The organism is Streptomyces sp. NPDC026062, assembly GCF_055568375.1.
Genome location: NZ_JBVHOQ010000021.1, coordinates 90,106 through 107,909, shown reverse-complemented (window position 1 = coordinate 107,909; position 17,804 = coordinate 90,106). Strand labels below are relative to the sequence as shown.

Sequence of the window (17,804 nt, the reverse complement as noted above, 5' to 3'; positions counted from 1 at the left end):
GCCGGTGCGGCCCCAGGCCGTCTCGCCGTGCCTGGTCAACATCGATTCACCCATGTCCGGGGAACATGTCCCGCGCGGACGCGCTCTCCACCCACCGCACCTGCCCCGCCGGACAGTCACGATCCTCACGTGAGATCGGACAACAACAGCTCCTGCCCCCTCTCCCCCTCGACCCGAACAGCGAGTTCAGCGACGGCCGCAGCGGGTGCGGGCTCCCAGGGGGTCTCCGTCGGGGCGCTGACGAGCGGTGACGACGGAGCTGAGGCGCAGCGGGACACGGCGGCGCGGCAGTCCGCCGTGCAGCGCCAGGGCTGCCACGGGACGCGCCGGCGAAGGACGCCGGCGATCCGGAGACCCCCGGCCGACGAGCCTGTCGAGCGCGCGGGCGACGGCCTCCGGCCCGGCGGGACGGACATCCGCCGGCAGTGCGGTGTGCACGCCCTCGGGCCGCAGGTGGACCGCGAACCGTTCCGCGGTGCCGACGGCCGTCCGGAACGCCCGCGTCACGTGGCGGTGGAGCGGGGTGTCCGGCACCGTGAGACGGGCGTCCCCCGGCCGTCTGCGGGCTGTATCCGTTCGGGGCAGGGGCGGCCTGACCCGAACGGGACCTGCTGTCGGACACCGCCGATACCCTTGGCCGTAGGCGCGCGACCATCCGACCGTACGCGCGCGGCCGTCGCACGACCTTCGGCAGACCTTCGAGGTGGGGACGAGAGTGAACGCAACGCCGCTGAGCCCGGACGATCCGGCCGAGCTGGGCGGGTTCACGCTGCTGGGACGGATCGGCCACGGCGGCATGGGCCAGGTCTACCTCGGCGAGTCCGCCGCCGGTGAGGCCGTCGCGGTGAAGGTGATCAAACCCACGGTCGTCGATTCGGAGACCCGGCAGCGGTTCGCCCAGGAGATCGAGGTTCTCAAGACGGTCTGGGGACCGCGCGTCGCCGCGTTCGTGAAGGCCGACACGGAGTCGGAGCAGCCGTGGCTCGCGACCGAGTACGTGGAGGGACCCGACCTGCGTCGGCTCCTCGACACCCGGGGTGTGCTGTCGCCTCTGGCTGCCGCTTCGCTCGGAGCGACCCTTGCCGAGGCGCTGGCCGGAGTCCACAGCCAAGGGCTGCTGCACAGGGACCTGAAGCCGGCGAACATCCTGCTCGGCCCCAACGGCCCCAAGATCATCGACTTCGGCCTCGCCGTCTTCGCCGAGTCCAGCGCCTCCCTCACCGCACCGAACATGGTGATGGGCACCCCTGCCTGCATGTCTCCGGAGCAGGCGAACGGCGAGAAGCCGCTGACGGCCCCGGTGGACGTGTACGCGCTCGGGGCGGTACTGCTCTTCATGAGCACGGGCCACTACCCGTACCAGGCCGACAACGTGCAGGTGCTGTTCAGCCACATCATCAACCCCGAGAAGGCCCCCGACCTGTCGGGAGCCCCCGGGGAACTGGTCGGTCTCCTCTCCTCCATGCTCCGGTACGCGCACCACGACCGTCCGACGATGGACGAGGTCGTCACCCAGTGCGTGGCGATCATCAAGGCACACGGGGCGACCGTGGCCCAGGCCCGGCGGCAACTGGCCTCCCTGGCCAAGGTCGCGTACGCACCGCCGGAGCCCTCCCCCGTACCGGCTCCGGCTCCGCCCACCGACGCCGAGATCTTCTCCGAAGTGCCGACTCTCGTGGCCCCGGACCCGGCGGCCACGGCACCGACCGTCCCACTGCCGCAGCCGTCAGCCACCCCGCTGCCGCAGTCGTCCGCCGCTCCCGCGCACCCGCCGGGCTACACCCCGACGGTAGCGGTGACCGCCCCGGAGGCCGGGCCCACGGCCGAGGCCGAGCCCCCGCCCACGTCGGCGCCTCATCCTCGCCCCCGCCGTTCCGCCGCCGCGCTCCGGATCGCGGCACAGTTGCGGGAGACGTACGCGTCCACGGCGCCGTTCTGAGCGGGGCGTCAGGGCGCGAGGCTCCGTGGCGCGCGGGACGGAGGTGATCCTCGCCCCTTGTCCGGGGCCGTGGCCCGCACGAAGATCTACACAGTTCAGCAGCTATCAGGAGGTACCGCGGGTGACCGCCCAGCAGTCCAGTCGGCCGTCCGGTGGGCAGCCCGCCCCGAGCACCGGTACGAGTCTCCCGCCCGGCGCCCAGATCGTCGTCCGCGACGAGGAATGGCTGGTCAAGAACGTCACCCGGACCGATCACGACGGCGACCGCATCGAGGCCGTCGGGATCTCCGAGTTCGTCCGCGATCAGGAGGCCGTCTTCTTCACGGGCCTGGAGCGCACCCGCGACGGCGCGCCCGGCATCGAGTTGATGGACCCCGCCAGGACCACCCTGATCAGCGACGACTCACCGAACTTCCGACGCAGCCGGCTCTTCCTCGAAGCGATCCTGCGCAAGACCCCGCTGCCCCAGTCCGAGCGTGGCCTGGCCCTCGCCGACAGCTTCCTCCTCGACCCGCTCCCCTACCAGCAGCGGCCCGCGCAGCTCGCTCTCTCGGGGCGGAACCTGCGCCCCCGCATGCTGATCGCGGACGTCGTCGGCCTCGGCAAGACCCTGGAGATCGGACTCACTCTCGCGGAGCTCATCCGCCGCGGCCGCGGCGAGCGGATCCTCGTCGTGACCCCGCAGCACGTCCTGGAGCAGTTCCAGCACGAGCTGTGGACACGGTTCGCCATTCCGCTGATCCGCCTCGACTCCGCGGGCATCGAGCGGATCCAGCGGGAGATCCCGGCCGGCCGCAACCCCTTCACGTTCTTCAAGCGCGTGATCGTCTCGATCGACACCCTCAAGAACACCGATCAGTACAAGCACCACCTGGAGCACATCCGGTGGGACGCCGTCGTCATCGACGAGTCGCACAACCTGATCAACCGCGGTTCGCTGCGCAACCAGCTCGCGCAGCTCCTCGCCCCGCAGACGGACGCCCTCATCCTCGCCAGCGCCACCCCGCACAACGGCAACGCCCGCTCGTTCGCCGAGCTGATCGCCCTGCTCGACCCGGCGGCGATCCGTGACCCGGAGCGGTACTCGGCCGAGGACATCAAGCACCTGTTCATCCGCCGTACCAAGGTCAGCGCCGAGGTACGGGAGAAGATGTCCGGCCAGTGGGCCGACCGGGGCCCGTCCGAGTCGGTGCACTGCCCGGCGACCCCGGCCGAGGAGAAGATCTTCGACGAGCTGGCCCGGGTCTGGCTGCCCGCCGAGGGCCGCTCGGTGAGCGACGTCCCGCTCTTCCCGTACACCCTGCTCAAGTCCTTCCTCTCCTCGCACGCCGCCCTGAGCTCCACGGTCGAGACCCGGATCAGGACGCTGGAGAAGAAGAACGACCCGGACGCGACGGGCGCCGAACTGGCCGCCCTCCAGCGTCTGCGTGAGCTGGCGGCCGATCTGACCGCTCAGGATTCCGGCAAGTTCACCGCTCTCGTCGAGCAGTTGAAGGCGATCGGCGTCGGACCGCGCAGCGAGACACGCGTGGTGGTCTTCTCCGAGCGTGTCCAGACCCTGGAGTGGCTGCGGTCCGCCGTGCCGGCCGCGCTCGGTTTCAAGGGCAAGGCCCTGGAGGAAGCGGCCCGCGTGATGCACGGCGGCCTCTCCGACGAGCAGCAGATGCAGTGCATCGAGGACTTCGGCCTCGCCGACGCACCCGTACGCATCCTCTTCACCGGCGATGTGGCGTCCGAGGGTGTCAACCTCCACCGGCAGTGCCATCAGCTCATCCACTACGACGTTCCGTGGTCGCTGATCCGCATCGAGCAGCGCAACGGCCGTATCGACCGTTACGGGCAGGTCCACAAGCCGCAGTTCCGCGCCCTGATCCTGACCAGCGAGGTGGACGGCGCGAAGGACGACCGCACGGTCGCCGAGCGACTCCTCGAACGGGAGGACGAGGCACACCGCTCGCTCGGCACGGCGGAGGCGGTCTCCGGCCTGTACCGCGCGGAGGCCGAGGAGAAGTCGCTGATCCAGGACCTGCTCAAGGGCCGGACGGTCGACGAGTCGCTCCAGCACACCGCCGACGAGGCGGGCGGCGCGGACGATTTCCTGGCCGGCTTCTTCGCCCAGGTCGACGACGTGTCCGCCGAGCCCGCCGTCGCGTCCCCCGCGCCGGACGGTTCCTCGGCCGCCCCGCCGAAGGCCCACGTGCCCCGCCTCTTCACGACCACCCGCGAGTTCGTCGACGAGGCCGTACGGGAGGTCTTCCCGGACGCCCAGCAGTCCCTCGGGATGGACCGCGACCCGGAGAACGGCCTGATCTCCTTCAAACCCCCGGCCGACCTGGTGCACCGGCTGAAGGCGCTGCCGCCCGACTACCGCCGCGAACAGCGCCTGAGCGAGCGACTGCTCGTCACCCTCAACCGCAAGCTGGCCGACCGCGCCCTCGTACGGGCCCGCGAGTCGGGCACCTCCAGCTGGCCGGAGATCTCCCTGCTCACCGACCTCCACCCCGTGGTGGAGTGGCTGACCGACAAGGTCCTCGTGAAGCTGGGCCGCCAGGAGGCCCCCGTCGTCACGGCCGACGTCGACGCTCCCGTATATCTCGTGCAGGGCATCTACTCCAACGCCCTCGGCCGCCCGACGGTCGTGAAGTGGATGGCCGTCACCGGCGAGCACGTCACGGACGACATGGTGGGGACACTGCGCGAGGCAGGCATCGGCCCCACGATGGCCAACCCGCTGCGGTCCCACGACTCCGACAGCCTGCGGGCCGGCATCCCGGCCGCCCTGGAGGCAGCCGAGGCCTTCCTCTCGCGCCACAGCTCGGAGTGGGACAAGGCACTCCTCGCCCCGATCGAGGAGTACCGGCAGCGCCTGGGCCAGTGGGAACAACCCACCCTCGCGGGCGAGGAGACCAAGGACGACCTCTCCCGCCTCGCCGACTCCCTGCTGACGACGGGCCGGCCCATGCTGCGTGTCCTGGCCGTCCTCGACTCCGCCCACGGCTCCGCCGCGCACGCCTAGGAGAATCCCCATGACGTACGACTCCCTGGTCAACCGCGGTGACTACTTCTCCGCGCACTACCTGGCCGAGGTCTTCCCGAAGGACCTCAAGTCCGGGCTCCTCGCGGCCTGGAAGACCCGCGAGGAGGAGGCCAAGTCCGCGGACTCCGCAGATCACGAACCGGACCCGGACGCCCTCCCGGTGACCCCTCGTCTGGGTCTGCGCGCCCTGCGCCGCCCGTACTTCCGCACCCGCGCCTTCTTCGCGGAGGCAGCGGTCACGCACGATGACGCGACGACGTACGACGCACCCGAGTGGCGCGAACGCGCGACCGCTCTCAACGCCTCCGTCCTCCGCGCCCTCGGTTATGACGCCAAGCCCCGGACTCTGCCGGTTTCCCGTGCGGACCACACGTACGAGATCCCCGTCGCGCACGCCGAACCGGGGCTGGTGGCCGTCGACTGCGGCTGGGCCGCCGAGCCGGACGCGGCCCTGGACGCGGACGGCTCCGGCCGCCTCCTCACCCCCGTACAGCTGGACGCGTCCACCTCCCTCCGCACGGGCTCGAAGCTCGCCTCGTTCCTCTTCGCGAGCGAGGACGCGCCCCGTTACGTGCTGCTGCTCGCCGGCGGCGTGATCGTCCTCGCGGACCGGGCGGCGTGGGGCGAGGGCCGCTACCTGGCGGCCTCCCTGGACACGGCCCTGGACCGCAACAACACCAAGGACGGCCAGGAACTCGACACCCTGGCAGCCCTGTTCGGCGCGGACTCGCTGCGCACTCCGGAGGAAGGCGGCGAGAACCCCCTCTCAGGGCTCGTCGACAAGTCCACGAAGCATGCCGTGGGCGTCTCGTCCGAACTCCGGGACGGCCTGCGCGAGTCGGTGGAACTCATCGCGAACGAGGTCCTGGCACGGATCACCGGCCATGACGGCGTCCGCCTGGAGGACGTGAAGGAACTCCCGGAACTTTCGCGGCAGTTGACCCGCGAGTCGCTTCGCTACCTGTACCGCATCCTGTTCCTCCTGTACGCGGAGGCCCGCCCGGAGCTGGGCATCCTGCCGTCCGACTACCCGGAGTACCACCAGGGGTACGGCCTCGGCCGCCTGGGCGAACTCGTCGCGGAGCGGGATCTGGTGGGCGAGAAGGCCCGCGAGGGTGTCTACCTGTACGAGTCCCTGGACCTGCTCTTCAGCAAGGTCCAGGAGGGCTACCGGCCGCGCCGCACGCACGGGGTGGGTGCCAAGGACTCCGAAGGCGTCGGCCTCCGCTTCGAGCCCCTTCACTCGAAGCTCTTCGAACCGGAGTCGATCCGCCTGATCGGCGCGGAGTCGGTCAAGGACCCCCGCCACGACGACGACTCGGACGACGGCCCGCGCTACCTGGACACCCGCCTCCGCAACGCCACCCTGTACAAGGTCCTGCGGAAGCTGATGCTCACCCGGGGCAGGAAGGGCGAGCGCGGCGGCTTCATCTCGTACGCGCAGCTCGGCATCAACCAGCTGGGCGCGGTGTACGAGGGGCTGATGTCGTACGCGGGCTTCATCGCGGGCGAAGAACTGTACGAGGTCGCGAAGAACGGCGACCCGAAGGACGGTTCCTGGCTGATCCCGTCCTCGAAGGCCGACGAGTACGCGGATTCCGTCTTCGTACGCCGCCGGGACGAGGAGACGGGCGCCGATGTCCGGGTCCGGTACCGACCGGATTCGTTCGTCTACCGCCTCTCCGGCCGCGACCGCCAGACCTCGGCCTCGTACTACACGCCGGAATCCCTGACGAAGGTCACCGTCCAGCTGGCCCTGCAGCACCGCCTGGACCAGGACGACACGGTCACGAAGGCCCGGGAACTCCTGGACTGGAAGATCTGCGAGCCGGCCCTCGGATCGGGCGCGTTCCTCAACGAGGCCATCAACCAGGTCGCGTCGGAGTACCTGCGCCGCCGCCAGGACGAGACCGGCACGGCGATCGACACCGAGCAGTACCCGGTGGAGCTCCAGAAGGCCAAGGCATACATCGCGCTGCACAACTCGTACGGCGTGGACCTCAACTCGACGGCCGTCGAACTGGCCGAGGTCTCGCTGTGGCTGAACACGATGCACCCGGGCATGGAGGCGCCTTGGTTCGGCCTCCATCTTCGGCGGGGCAACTCGCTGATCGGCGGCCGTCGGGAGATCTACTCCGCGGACCGCCTGAAGAAGGGCGGCTGGCTGGGCGCGACGCCGGAACGCTTCCCTCTTGCGGAGGCCTCGACCGGGCTTCCCTCGGGTTCCGTCCACCACTTCCTGCTCCCGGCGAAGGAGTGGGGCGCGGTCGCCGCCGAGAAGGAGGCGAAGGCCCTGGCCCCGGAGGAGGCGAAGGCCCTCGGCGCCTGGCGCAAGGCGATCACGAAGTCGCCGAGCACGAAGCAGACGGCCCGGCTCCAGGGGCTCGCACGTCGGGCGGAGTACCTGTGGCAGCTGGTGGTGCGCCGTCTGGAGATCTCCGAGCGCGACATCAGCCGCAAGATCGACGTCTGGGGTGCGGAGCCGAAGTGGCTGCGGCAGCCGGTGGAGGCGGTGCAGCGAGAAGAGGTTCTGGCGGACCTTGAGGCGGTGGACACCCCGTACTGGCGGCTGAAGACACTGATGGACGCGTGGTGCGCACTGTGGTTCTGGCCGGTTCAGGAGGCGTCGCTGCTGAATGGCACGAACCCCCGTTACCGGCAGGCGGCGGAGCTGGCGGAGCAGTCGGCCGCGTACGAGGTGGCCGTCTCGGGGGCGGAGACGGAGGCCGAGGCGGAGGACGAGGACGACAGCGCCGGTGTCCTGATGTCCTGGGAGGAGGATGCACTCCCCGGTTTCGACACGGAGGCCAAGCAGCTCTCCTTGACCCAGGAGGCCGTGGCCAAGCGCCGGATGGGCCGCCGCAAGGAGTCGATTACTGAACGGCGCCGCGAGGTGATCCCGCTGGCGAACCTGGACGACTGGCTGGACTTCGCGGAGTCGCTGCTGGGACGCAGGATGTGCCTGCGGAGTCGTTGATCGCGGAGTTCGAGTCGCTTACGGAGCTGACGCCGTACGAGGATGCGCTGCCGGATCTGATGGGGATGGACCGGTCGTACTGGCTGGAGTCCCGGTTCCCTTGGGCGGCCCGGTCGAAGGACATCGCCACTCAGCAGGGGTTCTTCCACTGGGAGTTGGAGTACGCGCAGGTCTTCGAGCGGGGCGGGTACGACTTGCAGGTGGGGAATCCGCCTTGGGTTCGGCCAACATGGCAGGAACCTTTGGTTCTAGCAGAGTTGGACCCGTGGTTCACGCTGGCCAATAAGCCGACAGCGAGCGATTGGAGACTGCGCAAAGACGAGATGTTGCGGACTTCATCCCTGGAGTTCTTCCTCGAAGAACTCGCACTGAACGCCGCCACGACCGCAGTACTCGGATCACCAACAACCTACCCCTTGCTCCAGGGCACACAGCCCGACCTCTACCGAACGTTCATGTGTCGAGTCTGGAACAACTTGGGGCCGCTCGGCGCGGCCGGAATGATTCACCCTGACACACACTTCAGCGGCGCAAAGGAAGGGGCCCTGCGGGCGGCCTCATACCAGCACCTCAGAATCCACGCCGACTTCGTCAACAGAGGCAATCGTTTCTTCCCTCCGCCCGTACACCGAAACAAGCACTTCGGCATGCACATCTACGGTGGCGCCAGAACCCCTAACTTTGCCCACCTTAGTTGGCTGGTTGATCCCACAACACTTGCGGAATCGCTTCGACACCCTTCCCAGGGTCCTGTCCCGGGCATCAGATTCAATGACGACTGGGATGCCCGACCCCACCAAGCACGCGTCATTAAGGTTGATAGCAAGGTCTTGGAGGATTGGAACAGGCTTGCCGGAAATGGCGATGAAACCCCCGCTTCCCAGGCCCCCCTACTTTATCCCGTCACCCTCGACGAACAAGAAGCGATTCAGGCTCTATCAGCAACCGAGTCACGCCTGCTCGAATTCAACCCACAGATTAGTGGTGGGTTCCACGAGGCAAGTGATAGGCAAGACGGCATCATCCGGTGGGAAACGACAACCCCCAACACGCTGAGCGACGTCGTACTGCAAGGCCCACATTTCTCCATCGCCACTCCATTTAACAAGCAGCCTAATATCCCTTGCCGCAGCAACCTGGATTACTCGGCGTGGGATATCACCACCCTCCCCAGCAATGCAATTCCGACAACAAACTACATTCGATCATGTAGTGACGACCGCTTCATTGACGCCCAGGACGAATGGAATGGGCGCCCATATTCGCAATATTTCCGAATGGCCTGGCGGGAAATGGTCCCCCCCTCCAACGAACGCAGCCTCTTCGCCACCCTAATTCCACCAGGTCCCACACATGTCCACGCCGTACGCAGCATGGCACTCGGGTCTAACAGGCTCACTGCTCTAGCTTCAGGATTCTGGGCCAGCCTCCCCATTGACTACCTACTCAGGATCACCGGCAGGGGCCACCTTGACGCTGGCGAGGCCCGTAAGATGCCGATGGGAGGCACCAACCACCCATTGGCTGACGCCCTACTCCTGCGGACACTGCGCCTAAACTGTCTGACTAACGCCTACGCCCCCCTGTGGCAAGAGCTGTTCCATCCCACGTGGCCGGGTTACGAAGATTGGGCGCACAAATGGCCGCAACTCCGGCCCCTAACCGCCCACATCACCCAAGCGTGGGACAGCAGCACACCGCTTCGTACGGAATATGAGCGCCGGGCTTCGCTAGTCGAGTTGGATGCACTCACATGCGTGTGGTTGGGCATCACCGCAGATCAGTTCTTGGCGATCTACAAGTCTCGCTACCCAATCCTCGCAGAGCGCGAAGCAGCCATGTACTTCGACTCGCATGGCCGCAAGATTGCTGCTGACCCTTATGCGTTCGGGCACGGCCAGACCAAGGCGACCTACCCGGCGCTCCTCGACCACCTGGGCAACCCGGCCACCACCCCGCCGCCCGAGGGATACACAGCGCCCTTCTACAAGGCCAATCGCGAGACCGAGATGCGGGCCGCGCACGCGCACTTCTCCGCTCGGCTCGACGCGGAGATCGCGGCCGGACGGTGGACACCGCCGGTGAAGGCCGACGCGTAGGAACGCGGACGGGCCGCACCAACCGAGTTTGGCGCGGCCCGTGTTGTCGTACAGGTCAGTGCGACGCGAAGGCGACGAACGCCACCCACTGCTCCGCGCCGAAGCTCAGCATGGCCCCGGCCTTGTTCTTCGAGTCACGGACATGCGTCGAACGGGCGGCGTTCGCCACCTCTACGCACTCGCCGCCTGCGCCACTGCTGTAGCTGCTCTTGAACCAGGCCGATTCCGGCACAGGCCGCACAGGCTCTGTCGTGTTCATACCTCTCCCAGCGCCTTCTCGATGACGTTCAACGACTCACGTGGGGTGAGCGCCTGAGCCCTGAGGAGCCCGTACTGACTTGCGCGCGGTGTACAGACGGCTGTCCTGGTGCGCTTCCACGTAAGCCATCCTCCGCGCTTCCTTTGTCTCGATCAAGGTGAACGAAACGCCAAGCCCTGCATGTTCCTCAAGGCGGGTCGGCATCACCTGGATCGAAACATTGTGCCGCTGGGCAGCCAGCAGGATCTGCTCGAACGGGCCGCACCAACCGAGGTTGGCGCGGCCCGTGTTGTCGTACAGGTCAGTGCGACGCGAAGGCGACGAACGCCACCCACTGCTCCGCGCCGAAGCTCAGCATGGCCCCGGCCTTGTTCTTCGAGTCACGGACATGCGTCGAACGGGCGGCGTTCGCCACCTCTACGCACTCGCCACCCGATCCGGTGCTGTAACTGCTCTTGAACCACGCCGACTCAGGCACGGTTCCGGCAGGCTCTTCGGTGTTCATGCATCTCCCAGCAGCTTCTCAATGAGGGTCAGCGTCTCGCGCGGAGTGAGCGCCTGAGCCCTGAGGATGCCGTACTGCTCCTCAAGTTCTCGGACCGGCTTTCGCTCTGTGTACAGACGACTGTCCTTGTACCCCTCCACGTAGGCGATCCTCCGCCCCTCTCGCGTTTCGATCAAGGTGAAGGGGCCTTCGAGTCCAGCGTGCTCCTCCACCTCGGTCGGCATCATCTGGATTTCGACATTGCGCCGCTGCCCGCAGAGGATGAGCTGCTCCAGCTGACCGCGCATGACGGCCCGTCCCCCGAACGGGCGGCGCAAGAGCGACTCCTCAATGACGAAGCTGATGGTGGGCAGCGGCGTTCGCGCGAAGATAGCTTGTCGGGCCAGACGCGCCGAGACTCGTTGCTCGGCGGTCTCCTCGGACAGCAACGGTCGCCACATGGCACAGACAGCCCGTGCGTACTCCTCGGTCTGCAACAGCCCCGGAACAGCCTTCGTCGCATACACATGCAACTCAACGGCCTCCCTCTCCAGCTTCGCCGCACCCCGGAAGAACGCCGGGTACTGCGCCCGCGCGACCTCCTCCTTCATCTCCTTCAAGATGCCGCGCGCCCCAAGCAGCTCATCCGCCTGATCGATGAACTTCGGTGGCGGGATCCGCCGCCCCTGCTCGTACGCCGCGATGGTCGCTGCCGAGTACCCCGTCCTCGCCCCGAACTCCGCCCGGTCCAGCCCAGCCCACTCCCGGAACCGCTTCAACTGCCTGCCGAACACCTGGAGGATGCCTGTCGCCCCCTGCTCGGCCTCGTAACCGGCTTCCACTTCCCGATCGTCCATGATCCGCGCCTCCCACGCCCAACGCCCAACGCACCGGCTGTCCCGCCAGTCACGCCCCGTACCGCCCACACCCTCCGCACCGACGCATACAGCCCGCACCCGTCCGCGCGTCACTCCTGGTCGACGGTACTCACGCAACGCCACCGTTGGCGGCATGAAGTCCACAACTCACCCCATCCAGCCGGGGGCCGAAATCAACCCCGCCGCGCAGGAGTTCGACATGCGCTTCACGTCCACCCCGCGCGGCGCCCGGCTCGCCCGGCGTCTCGTCTCGCACCGGCTCCACGAGTGGGGCCACCCGTACAACACGACCACCAACGACACCGTCACCCTCATCGCCGCCGAGCTTGCCGCGAACGCCGTGCGCCACGGCCACATCCCCGGCCGGGACTTCCGTCTACGCCTTGCCACCAGCACTGTCGACGACGCCACGACCATCCGCATCGAGGTCACCGACACCCGCACCGAGCGGATGCCCGCACTCACCACCCCTTCACCGGACGCCGAAGCCGGCCGAGGCCTGCTCCTCGTGGCGGCCCTCGCGACCCACTGGGGCACCACACCCCGCGTGACCGCCCCCGGCAAGATCGTCTGGGCGAAACTCGTTGTCCGTAATGAGGTACAGACTGTTTCCAGAGTCCCCAACTGACCTGGAGGTTCTTCTCCTTGGCCAAGCGCAAGCAGCGCAATGCCACCCGCCGGCGCGTCGGATACCTCTTCGTGCACGGCATCGGGAGCCGGGAGCCGGGAGCCGGGCACGACTCCGGAGTGGGGCCGGACCACCTGCAACGCCATCCGTGACGTGCACGGCGAGCAGGTCCTCTCCTGTAAGGACCAGCCCCTGACGGCCCCGGCCGAGGACGCCGCGACCCGGCACGCCGAAGTCGTCGCCCCTCCCTCGGCGGAGGCGCGAGCCCTCGCGCGCTGTTCGCCAGGGCACTCCGGGCCGACACGCTCACCCCACTGGTCGGCCCTCCGCCCGCACCCCACACTGGTGTGTGTGACCTACCGTCACCCGGGTCCCGAAGAGTCATGCTCGGCGCCGAACACGGGCAGAACCGGAAGGGGCTGGAAGGGGCTGGAAGGGGACGGTTCCCGATGGCCACCGCCGAGGTGTCCTGCGGCACCTTCCGCAGTTGGGGAACGGGCGACGACACGACCGTGCGGGCGCACTCCACACGAAGAGCCCCCGGCCGACGAGTCGACCGCGCCCCGTCACGCCGTACGCCCCGCCCGGGGCGCCGAACCGTACCTGTGGCTCGCGGCAGGGAACAGGCTGAGAACCCTCGTACGCGGGGTCAGCGGCGAGACGCCGGTATCTCGTCGCCTCGCAGCACGCTCACGGCGTTCACTCCCCCATCGCGGGTGCGAGCACGACGCTTCGCCCGTGTCTTACCGACAAGGCAGAAGACCGCTCCCGGTGCAACCAGGAGGGTGCAGAAACTGGCGGTGGTGAGCCCGCCGCCGGCCATGAGGATCGCCCACAGGATCCAAACGGCCACGAGAGCGGGAATGGCGGCGGTGAGCCATAGGAGGCTCCTGACCACGAGTGACCTTCCGCGTGATCCTGACGGTTCGGCGAAGCGTGGGTTGCCCTGCCTTGTGATCTGCACCGGCCGAATGTACATGTCACCTTCACGGGAAGCATACCGATCCCCACGTGACCTTGCGCACTCCGATCTCACACAACCGGGATGCCACGTTCCGGTTTGCTGTCGAGACTCGGCCGACTCAAGTTGATCAGGCGCCTGTCTTCGACTGATGCTGACCAGCCGGGCGACCGGATTGCATCAAGAAATTTGCGCCAGCAACGAATTGAACGCGATTTTCCAGTTACATGACACCTTGCAAGACATTCACAACTCGCTCTAAGGTCCGTGCCAATCCAGAGGTGATCGACACGAGGGGGCGTGCGGCACTTCGACACCCGTTGCTGGCGGAGCCTGGGGAGCTCCGCGTCTCGGCCATGCGAGAGGCGAGGCCGTCTCCTTTTCTGTGCGGCAGTTGCGGCGTTCACGCAGCCCTACTTGCTACTTGACCGAGCCCGCGCACAGCGGTTCGCGCTGGGCTCTCGCAACTGGGGCGCAACTTCAACTGGCGGGCTGCGCCTGCCCACTTCCACGAGAGCGATATGAACAGACCGATATGGACCGTGGTGGCTGCCGCGGTGATGGCCTTGGCCATGGGGGCGGCGCCGGCGGTGGCCGGCACACCCTCCCCCGATGCTCCGTCAGCTCCCGCGGCGAACGGACCGATTGATCCGCAGTTGTACGAGCTTGCGGCCAAGCGGGGCACGGCTCGCGTCAATGTCGTGACGGAAGAGCGAGCGGACCTCTCCAGCGCATCCGCTGCGGGCAGGACGATGCAGAAGTTCCAGAAGCTGCCGATGGTCACGCTCCAGGTCGACAAGAGCGGCCTCGACGCCCTCGCCACCAAGGCCGGCGTGGTGAGCGTGACGGAGGACACCCTCTCGGAGCCCACCCTGGACACCAGCGTGCCCTTCATCGGTGGCGATCAGGCCATCAAGAATGGCAAAACCGGCAAAGGCAGCGCAATTGCCATCATCGACACGGGAGTGGCGGTAAAGCACCCGTTCCTCCAGGGACGTGTGATCTCCGAGGCGTGCTTCTCGCCGATCGACCCCGCGTACTCCGCCACGAGCCTGTGCCCCGGAGGAACAGAGGCCGAGGAAGGGCCGGGGACGGCCGACTCCGAGGTCGGCCCCTGTGCCACCATCACCGAGTGCGAGCACGGAACACATGTCGCGGGCATCGCGGCCGGCGACGGAACCGGCATCGTCGGAGCTCCCCTCTCGGGCGTTGCGCCGGATGCCGCCGTGATCGCCATTCAGGTGTACAGCAAGCTGGATTCCCCCGACTACTGCGGTGAGGGCAACACGCCCTGCGTGAAGAGCTTCAGCAGCGCTCAAGTCGCCGCGCTGGAGAAGGTTCTGCAACTTCAGCAGGCCGGAACTCCGATCATCGCCGCGAACCTCAGCCTCGGCGGTGGGCAGTACAGCTCTCCCTGCGGCTCCGACATACGCAAGCCCATGATCGACGCGCTGCTCGGAGCCGGAGTCGCCACCGTCGTCGCAGCAGGCAACAACGGTTTCAGCAACAGGGTCAACAGCCCCGCCTGTGTCGACAGCGCAGTCAGCGTCGGTTCCTCGACCTACAGCGACACAGTCTCGGAGTTCTCCAACCGCGGCGCCCTGCTCGACCTGTTCGCGCCGGGCGAAGGGATCGTCTCCTCGGTGCGCAAGGGTGCCTACGCGGCCGAGAGCGGAACCTCGATGTCGGCGCCTCACGTGGCCGGCGCACTTGCCGTCATGCGTCAGACGTATCCCACCAAGACCATCGCCGAACTCGAGCAGCTGCTCAAGTCGACCGGCAAGCCCATCGTCGACGGGACGGTGACCACCCCCCGTCTGGACATAGGCAAGGCTCTGGGGGAGAGCGAGCCGACACCACCGCCTACGCCAGACGCCAAGCCGCTGGCGTCACACATCAGCAACGGCAAGGCCTACACCATCCCCGATCCGGGAATCGTGCAGTCACCGGTGACCGTCTCCGGGGTGACGGGCAAGGCGTCCAAGTCGCTCCAGGTGCATGTGAACCTGACGCACGACTGGCACCCCGAGGTCAAGATCGACCTGATCGCCCCGGACGGCAAGTCCTACCCGCTCAAGGCAACTGGCGGAAGCCAGACCCAAGGTGCACTGAGCGCGACGTACTCCGTCGACGCCAGTGCATCCCCCGCCGGCGGCACTTGGAAGCTTCAGGTGGAGGACCGCTCCGCGGGCGGTGTCGGCACGCTCCAGAGCTGGACCCTGATCCCGAATTCGTTCGCGCAGAAGGGAACCGTCGCGATCCCGGATGCCGGCACACTCGACTCGACCATTGCCGTAGCCGGCCTGCCCGGCGCGGCCTCCGGGACACTGCAGGTGCAGGTGGACGCCGTCCACGAGTGGTCCGGGGACCTCAAGGTCGACCTGATCGCTCCTGACGGGAAGTCCTACGGGGTCAAGTCCACCTCCGCCACTGACTCACCGGTCAGCGGCACCTACACGGTAGACGCCCACACCTCTCCCGCGAATGGGACCTGGACGCTGCGGGTCCAGGACACATCGGCCGGCGCCGTCGGCTCGCTGAAGGGCTGGTCGCTCGACTTCCCGTCGCACGAGAGCCAGACCCCTGTCGCCCTGCCCGACGCCGACTACGTACGTTCGCCGATGACGGTCAGCGGACTCACGGGCAGCGCTCCCAAGGAACTCAAGGTGTACGTCGAAATCACCCATGGATGGATCGGCGATCTGGCAATCCGCCTGGTCGACCCGAACGGCGAGCTGCATTTGCTCAAGCCGGATTCTTCATCGGAGTCGGGCGGCACTCTTCAGCACATTTACACGGTGGATGTCAGTACAGCACCGGCATCCGGCACCTGGAACCTCAGCATAGATGACACGGACACGGGTTCCACCGGCACACTGAACGGTTGGTCTCTGACTTTCTGACCGCTTTCACCTGCACAATGAGATGAGAAGGACGGCTCGATCCGGTAATCCGGACGAGCCGTCCTTTCATTCTTCAGAATGGCAACGTTGTCGGGACATGCAAGCTCAGATCTAGCTCAATCAATTGCGATTTCTTCACAACGGGCCGGACGTCGTGCAAGAATTCATTTCAAGGCGTAGTTCCAATGGGGAGCGCGTACTAATTGTGGGGGCACAATGTCCGTTCGTACCAGAGTTGCGGTCGGCGCAGTCAGCAGCATCCTGATCCTTGGCGGTGCGGCTTCGCCGGCGCTCGCGGACACGGACGTTCCGGTCGACGCACCAGTGATCGCAGAGGGCTCGACGATCGTGCCGGACGAGCTCGGCGACGCACCGTCCGGAGGAGGAGAGGTCCTCAGCGGTATCGAGTCCATCGACGAGCTGAACGAGGAGCTCGACCTGCCCAGCCAGGTGGATGGGCCGGACCTTCCCGATGAGCCCATCACCGGCACGGAAGACCTCTCCTCGCCCACCGGGCTGTACTGCGGCAGCCCCTACAACTTCGTGCACATCTCCAAGAACCTGAAGAACACGATGGCCGTCAAGTACAGCACGTTCGTGCAGAACAACCGCAGCAGCACCATGGACTTCAAGTTCACGACGAAGAAGTCCGGCACGACCGAGATCGGCGCTTCCGTCAGCATCGGCGGCGAGGCCAAGGTCCTGTGGCTGGGGAAGATCAAGACCGAGGTCACCGCGTCGGCCAAGAAGTCCTGGACCTCCGAGCTGGGAGTCGAGGCATACGGCAAGGTCAAGGCACACAAGACCGTGTACGGCGACTACGGCATCAAGAGGGAGAAGGTGTACGGCTACATAGCCCGCGCCAACAGCAACTGCACTATCAGCAACAAGCAGTACATGACCGTCTGGGCCCCGTACCGTGAGGGCTGGGTCATCAGCGGCTGACCAGGCCCGTACACGAGAGGTGCCCCGGAGGCCTCAGGGCCTCCGGGGCACCCACTTGAGGAGATCAATGATGCGCAAAGTTGCATTCGTCGCCCCGGCGCTGCTCGCCCTATTTCTCTCGGCATGCTCATCCGAGGGTGGTGAGCCCACGAAGGAGGCGGAAGCAAAGCCGGCGTCCCCGCCTTCGGCCGTCGTTGAGCCCCTGGATCTGAGACTGCCGGAAAAGGCCGATTATTTGATCCCGGAAACTGCCGGAAAAGGCACTCGGGATATCGATTCCTTCGTGCCGGAAAAGGACGTCTACACCGTTCACGTGCGATGCGCCGGAAAGGGGAAGCTTTTCCTTCGGAGTGAGTCATCGGACCCGGTGAAAATCAAGTGCGGAGGCCCGGTGACCATCGGCAACGTCTTCATCGACAAGGGGGACGAGCAGAAATTGAAAGTTTCACCCGATGACGAGAAGACCTCATGGGCGCTCGCCATTTTGGACGGCAAGCAAAAACTCGCATCGTAAAACCTGGTGAGCGGGTTGCGCGAAGGTGTCCTGGCCGGGCGTAATCGCTGGGAGCTGCGCCCCGAGGGAACGCTGCTCGGCGCCCTCGGCGTGTCCGTGGTCCTGGGGCAGGCCGGCTCCCTCCACGCCCGGTGGAGAGCCATCGATCCGGCCGCACACCTGTGAGGCAGAATCAATGCG

General features: G+C 67.0%; 14 protein-coding genes and 1 pseudogene. 10 read left to right on the top strand and 5 right to left on the bottom strand.

The window, feature by feature from the left end; translation table 11 throughout:
- Positions 1 to 125: 125 nt before the first annotated feature.
- Positions 126 to 416: a DUF2399 domain-containing protein gene (locus tag ACZ4LX_RS20550; protein WP_467641247.1), complete on the bottom strand. Its 291-nt coding sequence runs from the start codon at positions 414 to 416 to the stop codon at positions 126 to 128.
- Between the two features lie 299 nt (positions 417 to 715).
- Here ACZ4LX_RS20550 and ACZ4LX_RS20545 point away from each other — a divergent pair, with 299 nt between their 5' ends.
- From ACZ4LX_RS20545 to ACZ4LX_RS20530, 4 genes are all read left to right on the top strand, one after another.
- Positions 716 to 1,939: a serine/threonine-protein kinase gene (locus tag ACZ4LX_RS20545; RefSeq protein WP_467641250.1), complete on the top strand. Its 1,224-nt coding sequence runs from the start codon at positions 716 to 718 to the stop codon at positions 1,937 to 1,939.
- Between the two features lie 121 nt (positions 1,940 to 2,060).
- Positions 2,061 to 4,955 carry an SNF2-related protein gene (locus ACZ4LX_RS20540; protein WP_467641253.1) on the top strand — a complete coding sequence of 965 codons (2,895 nt, stop codon included), beginning with the start codon at positions 2,061 to 2,063 and terminating at the stop codon, positions 4,953 to 4,955.
- A 10-nt stretch (positions 4,956 to 4,965) separates the two neighbouring features.
- Positions 4,966 to 7,953 carry a hypothetical protein gene (locus ACZ4LX_RS20535; protein WP_467641256.1) on the top strand — a complete coding sequence of 996 codons (2,988 nt, stop codon included), beginning with the start codon at positions 4,966 to 4,968 and terminating at the stop codon, positions 7,951 to 7,953.
- Positions 7,950 to 10,052 carry a hypothetical protein gene (locus ACZ4LX_RS20530; protein WP_467641259.1) on the top strand — a complete coding sequence of 701 codons (2,103 nt, stop codon included), beginning with the start codon at positions 7,950 to 7,952 and terminating at the stop codon, positions 10,050 to 10,052. The genes ACZ4LX_RS20535 and ACZ4LX_RS20530 overlap by 4 nt, the downstream gene beginning before the upstream one ends.
- A 55-nt stretch (positions 10,053 to 10,107) precedes the next feature.
- On the opposite strand, the gene ACZ4LX_RS20525 is transcribed toward ACZ4LX_RS20530, so the two are convergent.
- The 4 genes and pseudogenes from ACZ4LX_RS20525 to ACZ4LX_RS20510 all read right to left on the bottom strand — a co-directional run bounded on the left by ACZ4LX_RS20525 (position 10,108) and on the right by ACZ4LX_RS20510 (position 11,652).
- Positions 10,108 to 10,311 carry a DUF397 domain-containing protein gene (locus ACZ4LX_RS20525; RefSeq protein ID WP_467641262.1) on the bottom strand — a complete coding sequence of 68 codons (204 nt, stop codon included), beginning with the start codon at positions 10,309 to 10,311 and terminating at the stop codon, positions 10,108 to 10,110.
- Positions 10,308 to 10,572: pseudogene (locus ACZ4LX_RS20520) on the bottom strand (Scr1 family TA system antitoxin-like transcriptional regulator); the annotation flags it as partial. The gene ACZ4LX_RS20525 and the pseudogene ACZ4LX_RS20520, both read right to left, overlap by 4 nt.
- A 40-nt stretch (positions 10,573 to 10,612) precedes the next feature.
- Positions 10,613 to 10,816 (bottom strand): DUF397 domain-containing protein, encoded by a 204-nt coding sequence (locus ACZ4LX_RS20515; protein ID WP_467641265.1) that lies wholly within the window; start codon positions 10,814 to 10,816, stop codon positions 10,613 to 10,615.
- Positions 10,813 to 11,652 carry a helix-turn-helix domain-containing protein gene (locus tag ACZ4LX_RS20510; protein ID WP_467641268.1) on the bottom strand — a complete coding sequence of 280 codons (840 nt, stop codon included), beginning with the start codon at positions 11,650 to 11,652 and terminating at the stop codon, positions 10,813 to 10,815. The genes ACZ4LX_RS20515 and ACZ4LX_RS20510 overlap by 4 nt, the downstream gene beginning before the upstream one ends.
- A gap of 154 nt (positions 11,653 to 11,806) precedes the next feature.
- Here ACZ4LX_RS20510 and ACZ4LX_RS20505 point away from each other — a divergent pair, with 154 nt between their 5' ends.
- The 6 genes from ACZ4LX_RS20505 to ACZ4LX_RS20480 all read left to right on the top strand — a co-directional run bounded on the left by ACZ4LX_RS20505 (position 11,807) and on the right by ACZ4LX_RS20480 (position 17,789).
- Entirely contained in the window at positions 11,807 to 12,301 is a 495-nt protein-coding gene (locus ACZ4LX_RS20505; RefSeq protein ID WP_467641271.1) for an ATP-binding protein, read from the top strand.
- A gap of 17 nt (positions 12,302 to 12,318) precedes the next feature.
- Entirely contained in the window at positions 12,319 to 12,453 is a 135-nt protein-coding gene (locus ACZ4LX_RS20500) for a hypothetical protein (RefSeq protein ID WP_467641274.1), read from the top strand.
- Between the two features lie 1,351 nt (positions 12,454 to 13,804).
- Positions 13,805 to 16,165, top strand: a complete 2,361-nt coding sequence (locus ACZ4LX_RS20495) for a proprotein convertase P-domain-containing protein (protein WP_467721243.1) — start codon at positions 13,805 to 13,807, stop codon at positions 16,163 to 16,165.
- A 216-nt stretch (positions 16,166 to 16,381) separates the two neighbouring features.
- Positions 16,382 to 17,110, top strand: a complete 729-nt coding sequence (locus tag ACZ4LX_RS20490) for a hypothetical protein (protein ID WP_467641280.1) — start codon at positions 16,382 to 16,384, stop codon at positions 17,108 to 17,110.
- A gap of 67 nt (positions 17,111 to 17,177) precedes the next feature.
- A complete protein-coding gene (locus ACZ4LX_RS20485; protein WP_467641283.1) occupies positions 17,178 to 17,624 on the top strand; it encodes a hypothetical protein in 447 nt (148 codons plus the stop codon).
- Positions 17,625 to 17,630: 6 nt separating this feature from the next.
- On the top strand, positions 17,631 to 17,789 hold the full coding sequence (locus tag ACZ4LX_RS20480; RefSeq protein WP_467641285.1) for a hypothetical protein: 159 nt from the start codon (positions 17,631 to 17,633) through the stop codon (positions 17,787 to 17,789).
- Positions 17,790 to 17,804 lie beyond the last annotated feature (15 nt).

Coding starts and splice junctions, on each gene's coding strand:
- ACZ4LX_RS20515 (WP_467641265.1), bottom strand. CDS start 10,816: ATGAACACCGAAGAGCCTGCCGGAACCGTGCCTGAGTCGGCGTGGTTC.
- ACZ4LX_RS20510 (WP_467641268.1), bottom strand. CDS start 11,652: ATGGACGATCGGGAAGTGGAAGCCGGTTACGAGGCCGAGCAGGGGGCG.
- ACZ4LX_RS20535 (WP_467641256.1), top strand. CDS start 4,966: ATGACGTACGACTCCCTGGTCAACCGCGGTGACTACTTCTCCGCGCAC.
- ACZ4LX_RS20505 (WP_467641271.1), top strand. CDS start 11,807: ATGAAGTCCACAACTCACCCCATCCAGCCGGGGGCCGAAATCAACCCC.
- ACZ4LX_RS20490 (WP_467641280.1), top strand. CDS start 16,382: ATGTCCGTTCGTACCAGAGTTGCGGTCGGCGCAGTCAGCAGCATCCTG.
- ACZ4LX_RS20485 (WP_467641283.1), top strand. CDS start 17,178: ATGATGCGCAAAGTTGCATTCGTCGCCCCGGCGCTGCTCGCCCTATTT.
- ACZ4LX_RS20525 (WP_467641262.1), bottom strand. CDS start 10,311: ATGAACACGACAGAGCCTGTGCGGCCTGTGCCGGAATCGGCCTGGTTC.
- ACZ4LX_RS20550 (WP_467641247.1), bottom strand. CDS start 416: ATGTCCGTCCCGCCGGGCCGGAGGCCGTCGCCCGCGCGCTCGACAGGC.